11 protein-coding genes and 5 tRNA genes are annotated in these 15082 nt (G+C 40.4%); 4 read left to right on the plus strand and 12 right to left on the minus strand.

Going from position 1 to position 15082, the window contains the following annotated elements; all coding sequences use genetic code 11:
• Positions 1–438 precede the first annotated feature (438 nt).
• Positions 439–3579: a S8 family serine peptidase gene (locus tag ABWV72_RS09175; protein ID WP_353370163.1), complete on the plus strand. Its 3141-nt coding sequence runs from the start codon at positions 439–441 to the stop codon at positions 3577–3579.
• A gap of 369 nt (positions 3580–3948) precedes the next feature.
• On the opposite strand, the gene ABWV72_RS09180 is transcribed toward ABWV72_RS09175, so the two are convergent.
• The 12 genes from ABWV72_RS09180 to gltX form a co-directional block, all read right to left on the minus strand.
• Positions 3949–4188, minus strand: coding sequence for a hypothetical protein (locus ABWV72_RS09180; protein WP_353370165.1), 240 nt, complete (start codon positions 4186–4188; stop codon positions 3949–3951).
• Positions 4189–4419: 231 nt separating this feature from the next.
• Positions 4420–5718 (minus strand): amidohydrolase family protein, encoded by a 1299-nt coding sequence (locus ABWV72_RS09185; protein WP_342807778.1) that lies wholly within the window; start codon positions 5716–5718, stop codon positions 4420–4422.
• The gene (locus ABWV72_RS09190; protein WP_216048752.1) at positions 5715–7124 is read right to left on the minus strand and encodes an amidohydrolase; all 1410 of its coding nucleotides are present in this window, start codon (positions 7122–7124) and stop codon (positions 5715–5717) included. Before ABWV72_RS09190 ends, ABWV72_RS09185 begins: the two co-directional genes overlap by 4 nt.
• 161 nt (positions 7125–7285) lie before the next feature.
• Positions 7286–7822: a YaeQ family protein gene (locus ABWV72_RS09195; protein ID WP_216048751.1), complete on the minus strand. Its 537-nt coding sequence runs from the start codon at positions 7820–7822 to the stop codon at positions 7286–7288.
• Positions 7823–7861: 39 nt separating this feature from the next.
• Positions 7862–8812, minus strand: a complete 951-nt coding sequence (gene dusC, locus ABWV72_RS09200) for a tRNA dihydrouridine(16) synthase DusC (RefSeq protein WP_216048750.1) — start codon at positions 8810–8812, stop codon at positions 7862–7864.
• Between the two features lie 59 nt (positions 8813–8871).
• Positions 8872–9075: a DUF1289 domain-containing protein gene (locus ABWV72_RS09205; RefSeq protein WP_216048749.1), complete on the minus strand. Its 204-nt coding sequence runs from the start codon at positions 9073–9075 to the stop codon at positions 8872–8874.
• Positions 9076–9080: 5 nt separating this feature from the next.
• A complete protein-coding gene (locus tag ABWV72_RS09210; RefSeq protein ID WP_216048748.1) occupies positions 9081–9374 on the minus strand; it encodes a DUF1272 domain-containing protein in 294 nt (97 codons plus the stop codon).
• Between the two features lie 12 nt (positions 9375–9386).
• Positions 9387–10187, minus strand: coding sequence for a YiiX/YebB-like N1pC/P60 family cysteine hydrolase (locus ABWV72_RS09215; RefSeq protein ID WP_216048747.1), 801 nt, complete (start codon positions 10185–10187; stop codon positions 9387–9389).
• Between the two features lie 215 nt (positions 10188–10402).
• A tRNA-Glu gene (locus ABWV72_RS09220) sits at positions 10403–10478 on the minus strand.
• A gap of 223 nt (positions 10479–10701) precedes the next feature.
• Positions 10702–10777, minus strand: a tRNA-Glu gene (locus tag ABWV72_RS09225).
• 176 nt (positions 10778–10953) lie between these two features.
• Positions 10954–11029 (minus strand) — tRNA-Ala (locus ABWV72_RS09230).
• A gap of 111 nt (positions 11030–11140) precedes the next feature.
• Positions 11141–12550: a glutamate--tRNA ligase gene (gltX, locus tag ABWV72_RS09235; protein ID WP_353370169.1), complete on the minus strand. Its 1410-nt coding sequence runs from the start codon at positions 12548–12550 to the stop codon at positions 11141–11143.
• 250 nt (positions 12551–12800) lie between these two features.
• Between gltX and ABWV72_RS09240 the strand changes: the two genes are divergently transcribed.
• From ABWV72_RS09240 to ABWV72_RS09250, 3 genes are all read left to right on the plus strand, one after another.
• A tRNA-Val gene (locus tag ABWV72_RS09240) sits at positions 12801–12876 on the plus strand.
• Positions 12877–12999: 123 nt separating this feature from the next.
• Positions 13000–13075: transfer RNA gene (locus ABWV72_RS09245), tRNA-Val, on the plus strand.
• Positions 13076–13415: 340 nt separating this feature from the next.
• Positions 13416–15038 (plus strand): response regulator, encoded by a 1623-nt coding sequence (locus tag ABWV72_RS09250; RefSeq protein WP_342807774.1) that lies wholly within the window; start codon positions 13416–13418, stop codon positions 15036–15038.
• The last annotated feature ends 44 nt before the right edge of the window (positions 15039–15082 follow it).

Raw genomic sequence — 15082 nt, forward strand, 5'->3', positions numbered from 1 at the left:
TACTTTTTTAATGTTTTCGTAATTTAACCTATATTTATAGTTATCACTAATTAAATAGCCTGAATATAGAGCGATAACTATAACGCAATAGCTTTTAGTGTAATTTTTGAGAGCTGTTTAAATTTATTTATAAAAATCAACCATCAATCGTACATGGAACAATCAATCCTCTGTCAGCATTTTTAACAACTTTTGATTCGTCTTTTATCTAGCGATTAAAATTATTATATATATCAGTACGCTATATAGGGGGAATGTTTCTTGCTTGAATACAAAGTCTAATTTACGACCACATCAAAAATAAAAGACGTTTTGATGGTGTAAAGATTAGATTTGGCCATCTTGGTCAAGTTACCAAACCAAAGAAGTTTGGAAAACGTTTCTAAACGTAGGCAGTAAAACGCTGCTCATAATTATAAAACAATAAAGGAAGATTCTATGTTACGCAAACAGCTAACAGTGCTCGGAACCGGGTGCTTTTTGGCGATGTCTGTGCATAGTGCTTTGGCATTATCTAATTCAGACCGCAGTTTACTCACTTTAGATGGTTCAACCTCTCATAATTTAAAAGCAACCTCTAGGTACATTATTCAGTTAAAAGACCAACCCGCAATTAGTGGAGTCAAATCAACTGGCATCCCGTTAAAAGCAGATGGTGTCTTGAACACAGCAAAATATGATGCCAACTCTGTCGCTTCAATTACGTATCGCAATAAACTAGTTAACAAACAAAGACAGGTAATGAGTAGTGTTGGTGTAACTGAAGCAATTTACACCTATGAGCATGCGTTCAATGGTTTTGCGGCAGTTTTAACAGAAACACAAATTGCTAAACTAAAAAGTAATCCAGAAGTTTTGAACATATGGCCAGATGAAGTAAGACATATGGATACATCAAACACTCCTAGTTTTTTAGGATTGACAGCGCCTGGTGGACTTCATACTTTAGGCAATAAAGGCGAAAACATGATTATTGGGGTAGTAGATTCTGGTGTATGGCCAGAAAACCCCAGTTTAGATGACGCCGGTTTTGACCCTATCCAGGAGACACGACCTGAATGGCCAGCTCCTGAGGATGCTTGTGATGTAGGTACTGATCCACTGTTTAGTTGTAATAACAAATTAATCGGTGCACGTTATTTTAATTCAGGCTTCGCACCTGAATCTATCTTACCTGGTGAATTTGATTCCCCTAGAGATGCCGACGGTCACGGTACACATACCATAACTACAGCGGGCGGGAATGAAAATGTCTCAGCAACAATTTTAGGATTAGATGTCGGTACAGTAACAGGTATGGCGCCAAGAGCTCGTGTCGCTGCCTATAAAGTTTGTTGGAATGGCAGTGCGGAAGGTAATAGCGGATGTTTCCCAACTGATTCTGTAGCGGCTATTGATGCTGCAGTTGCGGATGGTGTAGATGTTATTAACTATTCTATCAGTGGAAGTACAACGACCTTAGTCGATCCGGTTCATGTTGCGTTTTTCAATGCATCTCAAGGCGGAGTATTTAGTTCACTTTCTGCTGGTAACTCTGGCCCTGGCGCACAAACTGTTGCCCATAATGTTCCATGGGTAACGACAGTTGGCGCATCAACATACGATGGAGATGCAGAGGTTGTAGGGAAATCTCTTAATGTGAGTTATGGCGATACGAATGACGCATATTATTCATTAGGTGGTTCAATTACTTCTCCAATTCCTGACGAAGGTCTTAGTGGTCAATTGGTAGCGACATCTCCAGTATTCATGTGTGACGAAGATCCAGATATTTTTACTGGTAACAATCCAATTACAAATGCTGAAGAAATTGACGGAAATATCGCTTTAATTTCCAGAGGTTCATGTGCATTTTCAGAAAAAATTCTATATGCACAAGAAGCTGGCGCAATCGGGGTGGTTGTTTATTCAACTGCTGAAGCGATCGTCATGGGCGGTGAAAGCACTGGAATCAATATTCCTGGTGTGATGATCTCTAATTCTGATGGATTGGAATTAGTAGATTTAGTAGATGAAATGGTGGTAAGTGTTACCTTAACCAATGATGGTATTTCTGGTGGCATAATTCCACAAATTGGCAATCAGATGGCCGGCTTCTCTTCACGTGGTGAAAGTCTAGCAACAGCAGATATCATTAAACCTGATATCACAGCCCCGGGACAGCAGATTCTAGCGGGGACTTCCGGTTCTCAAATCGACAGCGGACAGATGGGTGAAAGCTATGCTTATCTAAGTGGTACTTCAATGTCATCACCGCACATTGCTGGTTTAGCTACCTTAGTTAGAGAAGCTCATCCGACATGGAGTCCTGCTGCGGTCAAATCAGCTATAATGACGACTGCAAGACAAAACCTAACTAAAGAAGATGGTTTAACTGCTGCTGATCCATTTGATTATGGAGCAGGTCATGTTGATCCTAATTCAGCGGTTGATCCTGGTCTTGTTTACGATGCTGATTTTAATGACTACTATGCGTTTTTATGTGGTCAAGGTGAACAAGCATTCGTAGAATCAGATTACTTCCCAGGTGCTTGTGCAGCATTAGAGGGTGCTGGTTTCCCAACTGATGCCAGTGATCTCAATCTTGCTTCCATTGCAATTGAACAACTAGCAGACACGCAAACCATTACACGTTATGTGACTAATGTAAGTGACTCTGATAGCTACGTTGCTACAGTTAACGCTCCAGAAGGTGTTGATGTCACTGTAAGTGTTTACGATTTTGCCACAGGAACAATTGTTGATTCAGATACTATGAGCTTCAACGATAGTGGTCTGGGTATTTATCAGTTGACCTTTACTAAAAATGACAGTGCAGTAGAGGATGAATGGGTATTTGGTGATATAACATGGAGTGATGGAAGTCACGATGTTCGCAGTCCAATCGCTATAAAACCAACAGCTCCACTTAGAGTTATCGCTCCTGAGACTGTAAACATGACTACTACAAGTTCTGTTGCACGGGTCACATTATCAGCGGAAATGGGTTATAACGGCAGATTGTATGCTGAAGGAATTGGCCTAGATACTGCTGATGTATTTGTAGATACCGTTTATCAGGATGCTGACCAAGAATTCGCTTTCAATGAAGGTAGTTTAGGTTTTTACTTTGTAGACGTGCCAGAAGGTACTCGCATAGCTAAATTCGCCCTTTATGACGAAGATCAAGCCACTGCTGATGTTGATTTGGACTTATATGTTTATGCTTGTCCAGGTTTTAGCTGTTCAGAAGTTGGCTCTAGTTTAACCGCTACATCGAATGAATCTGTTGTCTTAATTGATCCTGAGCCTTTAGCTAATCTAGGAAATAGTGACATTTATGTCGTGTTTGTGCACGGTTATTCATTGGGTGGCGAAGACAGTGTTCTCGCTCCATTACACGTCTGGACTGTCGATGAGTCTGGTACTACGAAAATGACTGTTAGAGCATCTTCACGAGCTGTTAATGGTCGTACAAGTAACGTTTATGTCGGTATGTATGGACTGCAAAGTGGTGAAAACTATGTTGGTGGTGTCATATATAAAGATGAAAACGGAGATGAAAATGCACTAACTGTTCTTGATGTTGAAGCTCAATAATTAGTTAGTTATTTCAAAAATTGAAAAAGCCCGCAATCGCGGGCTTTTTTTATGACCCTAACCCGCCCTAAATAGCGTTGACACTTTTCAAATTTAATTTGCAGAATGTAATGCAATTGATGACTAAACATTCTCAAAAAAGTCTGTTTAAGCGATTATGAATCAGCTATCCAATAACAAATAGAAAAAGGTCAGCTTACTTATAAATAGACATAGGATAAATACCGAATATAAGTACACTGCCAGATTAATTGAGTTTCGTTAGCATGCACGGTTAAACTGGTCTAAAGAAACCACTGTATTTCAATTGGCGGTTTAGTCATGTCCCAATCAAAATCACATCAAATACTGGAACAATGAATTAAGGATTTAAGACTGAAGTAACAAATAACCAGCTTCAAGCTTTGTTATCCAACCCAATAAAAAACAATTGATAACCCATAATCGTATTTTTGCTGCCAGCGACAAAGAGTGCGTATCATAAAACACCAAGTATTGAAGTTCATCAACCAAATTGAGGTGTGAAATATTGCTCAAATCAATATCAGCACTTAATTTAAAGAGTACCTTATAAAAAGTTTGGTGACCGTCTGATATGATTATTTCCAATAAATCTGCTGCAGAGCAGTTTAACGGTATCCAAAAAATGAATATTTGCTGTTAAAGATTAAAGATGTAGGAAAGGCGCAAAAAAAACTTGAAGAATAAGTGCGGGTTAGCCATAAAAAAGACCCCCAGTCTTCGGATTTTTCAACTATTGGGGGTCACATCTAAAGTTCTATTTTGTGTTTAAATTACTATATTACCAACCCATACTACGCACGAGTCAGAGATAACAATTTATGGTCTGGTGTAATGCACACTTTTTCCATTAGAAGGTTGCAAATACCTATCACGCAGTTTTGTCTGACGAGATGTCATTTCAACTAACTCACCATTAATGATAACAACTTCAGCACCCTCAGCAACTTCCATCGGATCGCCAGACCAAACCACCACATCAGCTTGTTTGCCTTTGCTCAGACTACCAACTTTGTCGTCTATACCAAATATCTTGGCTGGGTTAATTGTTAACGCGGCAAGGCCTGCATCCCAAGGTAAGCCGTGAGAAACAGCATTTCCAGCATGTTGCTTGGCTAAACGAATATTGTGGGTGTTCATACCAATAGCAATAATTACACCGGCCTTTTGCAAGCGACCAGCGTTTTCCATTGTTGCAGCTAATTGGTCGAATTCGTACGGTAAATTCGATTCAGGATTCAAAATAACAGCAATATCTGCTTGCGCTAATTGTTCAGCCACTTTCCAACCTTCAGTTGCATATAGAACTACAACATCTAGTTTAGGATGACGTTTTTTCAACGCAATCACTTGCAACAAATCCGCTTCACGATGAGCCGCGATCATTAGTGGAATATCGCCTTTTATAACAGGTATTAAGGCGATTGCATCATCAAGACTGCTTATACCGTACCACGGGGATTGAGGATTGAACGTTTTACCATCGACATAGCTTGCCTCATCTAAAGCTCGTTCCAAAGCTACCCATAACGCAGCTCGACTGCCGCCGCTGTTATTTGCAGCGCCATTGTCGACACCAGTAGAGACAAAAGCGGACTTTTTCATTAGTGCTGAACTGCCCTGACCAAGGGTAATAATTGCACCTTGTCCAGTAAACAATTGTCCAGTTCTGTTCATGCTTGTCGCTGCTGAGGTAATTCCTTCAATTCGAGATATAGCCATTAACGAAGAATTAGGGTTAAGTGCATAAGATACGTCATACGCAGCACCGGTTTTGCTAATCGCATTGTCAGAAGAACTGCTGTCTACTGTTCCTGCAGAGGAACTTACTTCTACCAATCCCAAAGACGTATAGGCACCAATCAGACCAGGTGTGACTACTTTGCCTTTACCATCAATAATCTCATAGCCGGTCAACGCAGGAGTTTCGGTTAAAATCGTCTGAATTTTACCTTCACTAATTAATACAGTAGCGTTGGTTAATGTGCCCTGCTCTGTCATGGTGTGAACTGTGGCATCAACAATCGCAATATTTTTTGCTATCGCATTATTATTAAAAATGCTAGCAACGGAAACCGCCAACACAGCTAAAGAAAGTAATTTACTTAAGTTAATCATTTGCTGTCTCCTTCACCTGGTTGTCCTAATTCAAAATCACTTACCGGCCAACTACTTGGATCGTTACGATCAAAAGCAAGGGCTCCATCAATGTATACGTTGACGGTTTTAGCATAAGTAGAAAACGGATCTGTACTCCATAGTACTAAATCGGCGTTTTTACCTACTTCCAATGAACCTGTTTGATCAAATATTCCCAATGATTTAGCAGGATTTGCAGATAACCACTGCCACGCATCAGCTTGTGAGATCTCAATTCCAACTCGCTTACCATTTCCCCAGGCCTTAGCTGCTTCTTGGTTTAAACGTTGAATGCCTTTGTCGTCATCAGAATGCACTATGGCGCAGGCCCCAGCAGCATGGACCATAGGGATATTCTCTTGAATACCATCATAAGCTTCCATCTTAAAGCCCCACCAGTCAGCCCACATTGAAGAACAAACATTGTTTTCTTTTAAACGATCCGCAATTTTGTAAGATTCAACGGCATGATGAAAAGAACCAATTTGATAGTTAAACTCTTTCATTACATCCAGCATTGTGCCCATGTCATCAGCACGATAACAATGCATATGAACGATGATTTCACCATCCAACACACCTGCTAAGGTTTCTAACTTTAAATCCCTTTTCGGAACTTTAGGATCCTTACCTTGATCGTACTCTGCATAATATCGATCCCATTTATTTTTATAGTCTTGTGCATCTGCCCAAGCTTGTCGATACCCAGCTACGTTACCCATTCGTGTGCCGGGTCCACCTTTTTTGCCATATACACGTTTTGGATTTTCTCCACAGGCCATCTTGATGCCGTAGGGAGCTCCTGGAAACTTCATATCTTGAATCACTCGATTGGGCACATTTTTAACGGTTACCGATCTGCCCCCCACTAAATTGGCAGAGCCTGGCAATATTTGTAAACTGGTGACACCTCCCATAAGCGCTCGATGAAAACCAGGATCCTGTGGCCATATTGAATGTTCCGCCCAAGCTTGGGCTGTTACTGGATTAGTCATTTCGTTGCCATCAGAATGAGAAGCTGTATCGGGTGTGGCATAAACGCCTAAATGGCTATGTACATCAATAATCCCAGGGGTAACCCATTGCCCTTTACCATCAATGGTTTTAGTTCCATCTGGCGCACTAACTGATTTTCCTATCGCCTTAATTTTACCATCGCTAATAAATACGGAACCGGATTCAATGTAACCACCAACACCGTCGAGAATATGCACATTTGTAATTAAAGTCGGTTCACTGTCCATCGCTTGATAAGTACTAGGGAATGGATTTTTATTCAGGGTAACTGGCGGTTCTTTTTCTGGTTGTTCTGCATCACAACCAGCTAATAACACGCTAGCCAAAACGCTTAGGGAGACCCCTGCGTAGGTAGATAGTATTTTCATGATTTCCTGCCAAAAAGTAAGTTCGTTTATTGTTGTTTTTATCGATAACGGATGGTCAAACCCTGCCCAGCTTTTATTGTTAATCCAAATAAAATCTAGAACATAGAAAGCAGAGCGAGTTTTCTTAGAATTAAATATACCAGTTGTTGAAGATACTGCAATTAACCTGCCTGAAGTTCATCCCAAGGAACTTCACATTCACCTAGATTTGTGGCGATGAATGCAGATTGATCTGCAATGGTAACTGTCATATCCATGGTTCTTTCAATTAATTCAGTAAGTTGACATATGTGTTGCCAATCAAATCTATAGAATTTTGCATTTAGCTGTTTAAATTTTGTGGCTGATTGCTGCCACCACACATCAGACTTAGTATTAAAACTATAAACAATCACATTAGAGGCCAAACGAGTAGCTTTTTTAATTCTTTCTGCGTCAGGCTCACCAATTTCTATCCATAAACTTATGTCATCATTTGGCTGTTTCACCCAAATGTCCGGCTCTGCGGTTTCGCTTAATCCTTTGGTTAATTCCAGTCCATCTTGAGCATGAATACAAAAAGCAACAATTCTAGCCATCATCCGCTGCGTTGTTTCAGATGGGTGTTGTGCCACTATTAAACTCAAATTATCATAATGATGCCTGTCCATGTCAGCCAACGAAATACGAAACTTATAAATTGTCGGCTTCAATGCCATTTCAAATCACCTATAATAATTGTTGTTAAAAAATATCTTTTAGCTAAAAACATCACTGTCTTGATAGTGCTGCAGAACAGACACAATATCGGCTGATTTAGTCATTGACCGAATGCGCATAAACAAGCTTTCAGCTTCTGGATATTGCACTTTTAAATAGCCTAACCATTGTTTTATACGGTTCGGATAATAACGACCTTTATCACCAAATATTTCATATCCTGAATAGCTTAACAGTAGTGCTTTAACCTGTTCCCACGTCATCTTACTAGCATCCTGTCGTATAACTTGAGCTAAATTAGGCAAAGCTAACGCACCTCGTCCCAACATAATGTCCTGGCACTCAGAACGCTGCTGACAAAGGATTGCATCTGCCTTCGACCAAATTTCACCGTTAGCAATAATAGGGATCTGCGTTTGTTGGCGTATTTTGGCAATCCACTCCCAATAAGCAGGCGGTTTATATCCTTCAGTTTTGGTTCGCGCATGAATCGCTAAACTGCTGGCCCCTGCGGCTTCAATAGCCTGAGCATTTTCAATCGCTAAAGATTTATCTTCAAAACCTAAGCGCATTTTGGCTGTCACTTGGTGTTGTTGAGGAACCGCCTCACGCACTGCCAAAACGATTTTATAAAGAGCTTCAGGCTCTTTTAAAAGTACTGCTCCGCCTTTACTTTTATTGACTGTCTTGGCGGGACAGCCAAAATTCAAATCCACACCATGAGAACCTAATTCAATCGCTCTAACCGCATTTTCCGCCAGCCAATCAGGTTCTTGCCCTAACAGTTGCACCTTTACTGGCACACCTGAAGGTGTTAATCCATGGTGATGTAATTCAGGGCATAGACGATAGAATACTTTAGTCGGTAAAAGTTGATCTACCACACGCACGAATTCAGTTACACACGAGTCAAATCCGCCGACTTGAGTCAACATATCGCGCATTAGATGATCAACCACGCCTTCCATAGGCGCTAACACAATTTTCATTTCAATTAATTAAATTTTAGGGAAACAGAAAGTGGCGGATTGTAGCAAAAATGGCGCTTTTATGATCTGTTATTTGGTACTTTATTACGTTGATTTTCACGCTTTTGAGTATTTAATAATATATTTATTTTTTGCTCATCATCAGCACTCCCCCAGATTAAAATTTCTTCTAGGCTACGGTTACATCCCAAGCAAACATCATGTTGGTCTAAACAACAATTTCGAATACAAGGAGAACTGATGTTTTTGGATTGTAATTTCATTACTCTTATTTGGTCACTACAGTTTTCCGAAATGCCTCAATTTCCTCTTTTGAATAAGGACTGTTAACGCGCTTTGTAGAGGCTGGATGACTTTGTAGGCTAACCCCTAGCCTAAAAGGCCTCGCTGGCCTTATTGGTCTTGTGCTAAAACCACCTCCACAATTTGGACAAACATTCAGCAATACAGAATCGACGCAGCTCTGACAAAAAGTACATTCGTAAGTACAGATACAGGCTTCGGTGCTCTCAGGGGGTAAATCTTTATCACACCACTCACAATTTGGCCTAAGTTCAAGCATGGTTGTCTCCTGTTAATCTTTTACAACAGTTGGCTGTTGATTTTCTTGTTTTAATTCGGATTCAGAAACCCAGTTAAACGAATAAGGATCAAAATGTAATTCGATAGTCGGCTTTATAATGGCAAAGTATGGTGATATATCAAAGTCCTTAGGTACAAAAAGTGTGTGGTGCCTAGATTGGAAAAAATGATTTATTTTAGATCTGACAAGCGTACTTTGAGGCCGTGTAATTTTTTGTGGCAAAATGGGGTAACCAATTGATTGAAATGCTTGTGCCAATAATGAAGAACAAATTGCTCTAGTCGGATCTCCGCTCCCCAGAGACAACATATTCCGCCTCCACCCCACAGGTACCGGCGGAGTTTGGATTAAATAACGAGCTAAATCGAGAATATTTTTGGTATCGTATTGATGCCCAATTCTTTGTCTCGCATAGTCTACAATTTTGTCAATATCCTGTTGATTGAGACTGACTGGCCGACAAATTCTTGTCCCTTGATCCACATATTCCTGTAAATTTACCACCCTGACACCCTCCACAACATCAGCTTCGAGTAAATGGACTTTAGCAATATCTGGATTTTCAATACCGTATTGGTCGCTTATGCATAGCGTCGCGTGTGACCAAGTAGACTGAGTTAAATATTTAATTGCGGTGCTCACCCTACTTACACCATCAATCAACAGCACATCGCCTTTTTTGAGGGTTTTTAATAAAGCATCAGGCTCGCAAGTGGTCTCACTACGATAGGTTGGGCTAGGCTTTTGTAGAAAGTGCGCTATTTTATTGCCTATCCAATTCAATGGATTCAATGCTATTTTCCAATAAATTCGAATTGCACCTAATATGCTACAGCATAGATATTTGTGCAAATTAGCAATTGGATACACATCAGATGTCCCATTGACCTTTTAGATCCTGTCATCCTGGATGCTGATAGCGTGGACAGGCATGAAAAATGTCAGCCACTTTACCTATTATTTTTCAGACATAAAAAAACCGCACTAAAAAGTGCGGTTTTTCTAATTGGCGTCCCCAAGGGGATTCGAACCCCTGTTACCGCCGTGAAAGGGCGGTGTCCTAGGCCTCTAGACGATGGGGACAAAAAATCTTGCTTCGGAAACATGTTTCCGAGATTTTTTGTAAGGTGAGTCGAGCCTGCGAGAGGAACGACATTATAGAATAGTGAACTACCCTATAACTATAACGAGCCTTACAAAAACAATTTTCTATCACTACTATTTACTTAATTCGCCCAGGAGTGTGAATTAAGCGTTCCTTGTTGCCGTTACCGACCACCGAGTACATCCTATACTCTGTTCAAAATGGCGTCCCCAAGGGGATTCGAACCCCTGTTACCGCCGTGAAAGGGCGGTGTCCTAGGCCTCTAGACGATGGGGACAGAAATTTTGCCTATCGAAGCAAGCTTCGATAAATTTCTGTAAGGCGAGTCGAGCCTACGAGAGGAGCGACATTATTGGATGGTGAACCACCCTACAACTTAAAACGCCTTACAAAACAAATTCTTGTCATATCTAATGCTTACTGGCCTAGGTGGTAGTAAACAATCCATGATATTGGTGGAGCTAGGCGGGATCGAACCGCCGACCTCTTGCATGCCATGCAAGCGCTCTCCCAGCTGAGCTATAGCCCCGTGCTTTATGTCACTAGTGGCTAAGCTGTTTTAGCTAGCTACCATTCCTTGACAGCGGGGCGCATTCTAGGCATCAGACCTTTTCATGTCAACGATTTTTTTATGATTTTTTTATGATTTCTCTCTGTTTGCTATATAAATGAGCGCTTTGTCGATTCGTTGAGCAATTTGTTCAGGTTTTAACAGATTTAGAGTGACGTCTAGTGACGGCGAATTCCCTGCCCCTGTAACGGCCACACGCAACGGCATGCCGACTTTACCCATTCCAATCTCTAATTCTTGCGCAGTGTCATTAATTGCGTTCTGAATTGATACAGGCGTCCAGTCATCAATATTAGATAATTTTTCTTTTACTAATAACAACGCTTCTTTAGCAACTGGCCGTAAATGTTTTTTCGCGGCATTGGCGTCGAACTCTTCATACTCTTCATAAAAATATCGACTAATCTGTGCCAACTCTACCAAGTTTTTTACACGATCGGCTTGCGCTTCAATAACAGCTTCAAGTTTAGGTCCATTAGACAAGTCTATGTTCTGTTGTTCAAAATGCCATCTAGCGTGTTCAGCTACTTCATTCGCAGGAAGCGTTTTAATGTAATGTTGGTTCAACCAAATAAGCTTTTCAGTATTAAATGCAGAAGCTGATTGGCCGATTGAATCTAAATCAAATAATTCAACCATTTCCTGTTTAGAGAATATTTCTTGGTCACCATGAGACCAACCTAAACGAACAAGGTAATTCAACAGGGCTTGAGGTAGATAACCATCATCTCTGTATTGCATAACACCCACGGCACCATGTCGTTTTGATAATTTTTTTCCATCATCTCCTAAAATCATCGATACGTGAGCATATTCGGGCACAGGTGCGTCCAATGCTTTTAAGATGTTAATTTGACGAGGCGTATTATTAATATGATCTTCGCCACGTACCACATGAGAAATTCCCATATCCCAATCATCTACTACTACGCAAAAATTGTAAGTGGGGGTTCCATCACTGCGCTGAATAATCAAATCATCTAATTCAGCATTGGCAATTTCGATCTTTCCTCGTATATGGTCGTTGATGACCACTTTACCTTCGAGTGGATTTTTAAAGCGAATAGCAAAAGGTTGTCCTTCAGGATGATCCGTTCTATCTCGCCATGTTCCAGGATAACGAGGCTTTTCTCCCGCGGCCATTTGCTTTTCGCGAATATCGTCTAATTCCGCTGAGCTCATAAAACACTTATAAGCTTTCCCCTCGCTGAGCAACTGTTCGATCAATTCTTTATAGCGATCAAATCGTTTAGTTTGATAATAAGGTCCGTCATCGTAATCCAAACCTAACCAATCCATTCCTTCCAAAATGGCATCGATAGCCGACTGGGTTGAACGCTCAATGTCAGTATCTTCAATCCGTAAGACAAACTTACCTCCTTTACTCTTGGCATATAACCATGAGTAAAGTGCAGTTCTGGCACCTCCTACATGTAAATAACCGGTGGGACTAGGGGCAAATCGGGTGATCACGGACATTATTGTTTCCTTTTTAATTAAGTGCGCGAAGTTTACCAGTCTACGTAGACTAAAAAAAACCAATTTTAGAAACTAATAAGTGATAAATGAGATTTTTAAGCCATTTTGTACATTAAACGCACGGCAAAACTACGTAATGGATAGAAAATCGCCATTTAAACAATATTTTTATAGTTTAGGGTTGACAGTCTAAGTCGCATATCTATAATAGCGCTCCACTTGCCAAGCACAGCAAGTAAAAAAGAAAATTGGACGCTTAGCTCAGTTGGGAGAGCATCGCCCTTACAAGGCGAGGGTCACTGGTTCAAGCCCAGTAGCGTCCACCAATTTTCTACAATGTTTCAAAGTTTAAATGGACGCTTAGCTCAGTTGAAAAAAGAGCAAGCATCACCGCCTTTTACAAAAGAATGGCGAGGATCACTGGTTCAGCACAGTAAGAAAGAAAATATGGACGCTTAGCTCAGTTGGGAGAGCATCGCCCTTACAAGGCGAGGGTCACTGGTTCAAGCCCAGTAGCGTCCACCACCCTTTCTCTATTTCTCTATTTCTCTATTTCTCTATTTCTCTATTTCTCTATTTCTCTATTTCTCTATTTCTCTATTTCTCTATTTCTCTATTTCTCTATTTACAAATTTAAATCAACAGTACCTTAGTTCAAGCTTTACATAGCCGTTCAGCTGCTGAATTACTCCTTTGGGGAATCTATTGGCATTGCCTCCCCTGCTCTGTGATTAAATCCTTTTGCAACAAATCATGTTATTTCCTTGATTCACCTCCAAAGATTTCGCTTAAGAAAACAAAAAGCCCTTATTAAATTGCCGTAAAGTACGATAACCTAAGCATCTGTTTGCAAATTTACTCGCTTATGAATCCCCAAATATCGAAAGAGACAAAAGTACTAGTCGTTGATGATCAAGTTTTAGCAAAAGGATATATGAAATATTCCTTAGAAGAACTCGGCTTTAATAACATTACTTATGTGGATAGAGCTCAACATGCATTGAATAAAATCAGGCATGAGCACTACGATCTTATAATTTGCTCATACAACTTAAAGAAAGATCACGATGGTTATCACCTTTACGATCAGCTAAAACATAATGGCGAGCTAGAACCAAGCACCGCATTTATTTTTATCAGTGCTGACACCACCTCTGATTTAGTTCACAGCATTGTCGAGTTGCAACCCGATGACTTTCTGGCCAAGCCCTTTACAGTAAATGATTTGGATAGACGCTTAACAAAAGTGTTAGTGAGAAAACGAGCGTTAAAAAAAGTCTATCGTTTTATGGGTAAAGGTCAGCTTTCCAAAGCACTGGCTGAAGTTGAATTATTTTTATCCGAGCCCAAAAACGCTGAGTTTTTTCCTCTGGCCCTTAAAACCAAAGGAGAGTTACTATTAGCCTGCGGTCACTTTGAGCAAGCAAAAGAGTTTTATCAAGCAATAATCAATGTGCAATCGTTCACGTGGGCGCAGTTAGGCTTAGTAAACGCCCATATTCGACTCAATGAAGATGATGATGCGGAAAAGTTAGTCCTGGAATTAGCCTTTAAATCCGATTCGCAATTAGCCGCATACGATTTATTATCAGCTCTGCATATCAAACAAAAAGATTTTGATGTCGCTCTCGAGTGCGTTGTGATGGCAACTGAAATCTCACCTCGAAACATCAGACGCCACAAAACCGCCTTGGATTTATCGCGCATTACCCATGACTACGAAACCCAATTTGATGCCGCCAAAAAGATTGTACGTTTTGCTAAAGATTCCATTCACGATAAGCCAGAAAACTATCTAAACGTTGCGCGAGCCGGTATTGACTTTGCCATGACAGCAGATGAAAGTGAAACCTACAACTTACTTAAACAAGCTAATGAATATGTAAAACAATTCAAGTCTGCATTCCCCAAAGCGGAACTACATGACCAAATTAAAGTGATTGATGCCCGATTACTTTATTTACAAGATGAAAAAGAAAATGCCAAAGCCCTGCTTGATCAGCTTGCAGAAGAAAACTGGGAATTAGAAAGTATGGATGCCCTGTTAGACAAAGCCAAAGCGTTTCATGAGTTAGGACTTTACGAAAAATCAAGCAACATCATGGATGTGATCGAACAACGTTGTAAGAAGGACGAAAAGCAAGGCAGTTTATTTTTACACTATGTTAGACAAGAGAAACTGGAACGATCCACTATTAAACAAACTCCCAAAGAGCTTAACAATTCAGCAGTCGCTTTTTACAGACGGGGGGATCTTGAAGATGCCTTACGAGTTTTCAGACAAGCCTTTACGGTTATGCCAAAAAATATCGCTATTGCATTAAATTTACTACAAGCCATTACCATGAATGAAAATACCAATAGAGCTGACCTTTCAATTCAAAAACTTATCGATAATTGTATTAGGGTGATAGAAAACGGCGAACTAAATGATGAACAGTTTGAGCGTTATCAAAAGGTAAGAGAGATGCTGCACGAGAGTGCCTAATCCAGCATTCTATTTACCACCAACAAGCTATAAATTCATGCCGT

Origin of the sequence: Aliiglaciecola sp. NS0011-25 (assembly GCF_040370605.1) — a bacterium.
GTDB classification, from domain to species: Bacteria; Pseudomonadota; Gammaproteobacteria; order Enterobacterales; family Alteromonadaceae; genus Aliiglaciecola; species Aliiglaciecola lipolytica_A.

Coding starts and splice junctions, on each gene's coding strand:
- ABWV72_RS09185 (WP_342807778.1), bottom strand. CDS start 5,718: ATGATTAACTTAAGTAAATTACTTTCTTTAGCTGTGTTGGCGGTTTCC.
- ABWV72_RS09210 (WP_216048748.1), bottom strand. CDS start 9,374: ATGCTTGAACTTAGGCCAAATTGTGAGTGGTGTGATAAAGATTTACCC.
- dusC (WP_216048750.1), bottom strand. CDS start 8,812: ATGAAAATTGTGTTAGCGCCTATGGAAGGCGTGGTTGATCATCTAATG.
- ABWV72_RS09250 (WP_342807774.1), top strand. CDS start 13,416: ATGAATCCCCAAATATCGAAAGAGACAAAAGTACTAGTCGTTGATGAT.
- ABWV72_RS09175 (WP_353370163.1), top strand. CDS start 439: ATGTTACGCAAACAGCTAACAGTGCTCGGAACCGGGTGCTTTTTGGCG.
- gltX (WP_353370169.1), bottom strand. CDS start 12,550: ATGTCCGTGATCACCCGATTTGCCCCTAGTCCCACCGGTTATTTACAT.
- ABWV72_RS09205 (WP_216048749.1), bottom strand. CDS start 9,075: ATGAAATTACAATCCAAAAACATCAGTTCTCCTTGTATTCGAAATTGT.
- ABWV72_RS09195 (WP_216048751.1), bottom strand. CDS start 7,822: ATGGCATTGAAGCCGACAATTTATAAGTTTCGTATTTCGTTGGCTGAC.
- ABWV72_RS09190 (WP_216048752.1), bottom strand. CDS start 7,124: ATGAAAATACTATCTACCTACGCAGGGGTCTCCCTAAGCGTTTTGGCT.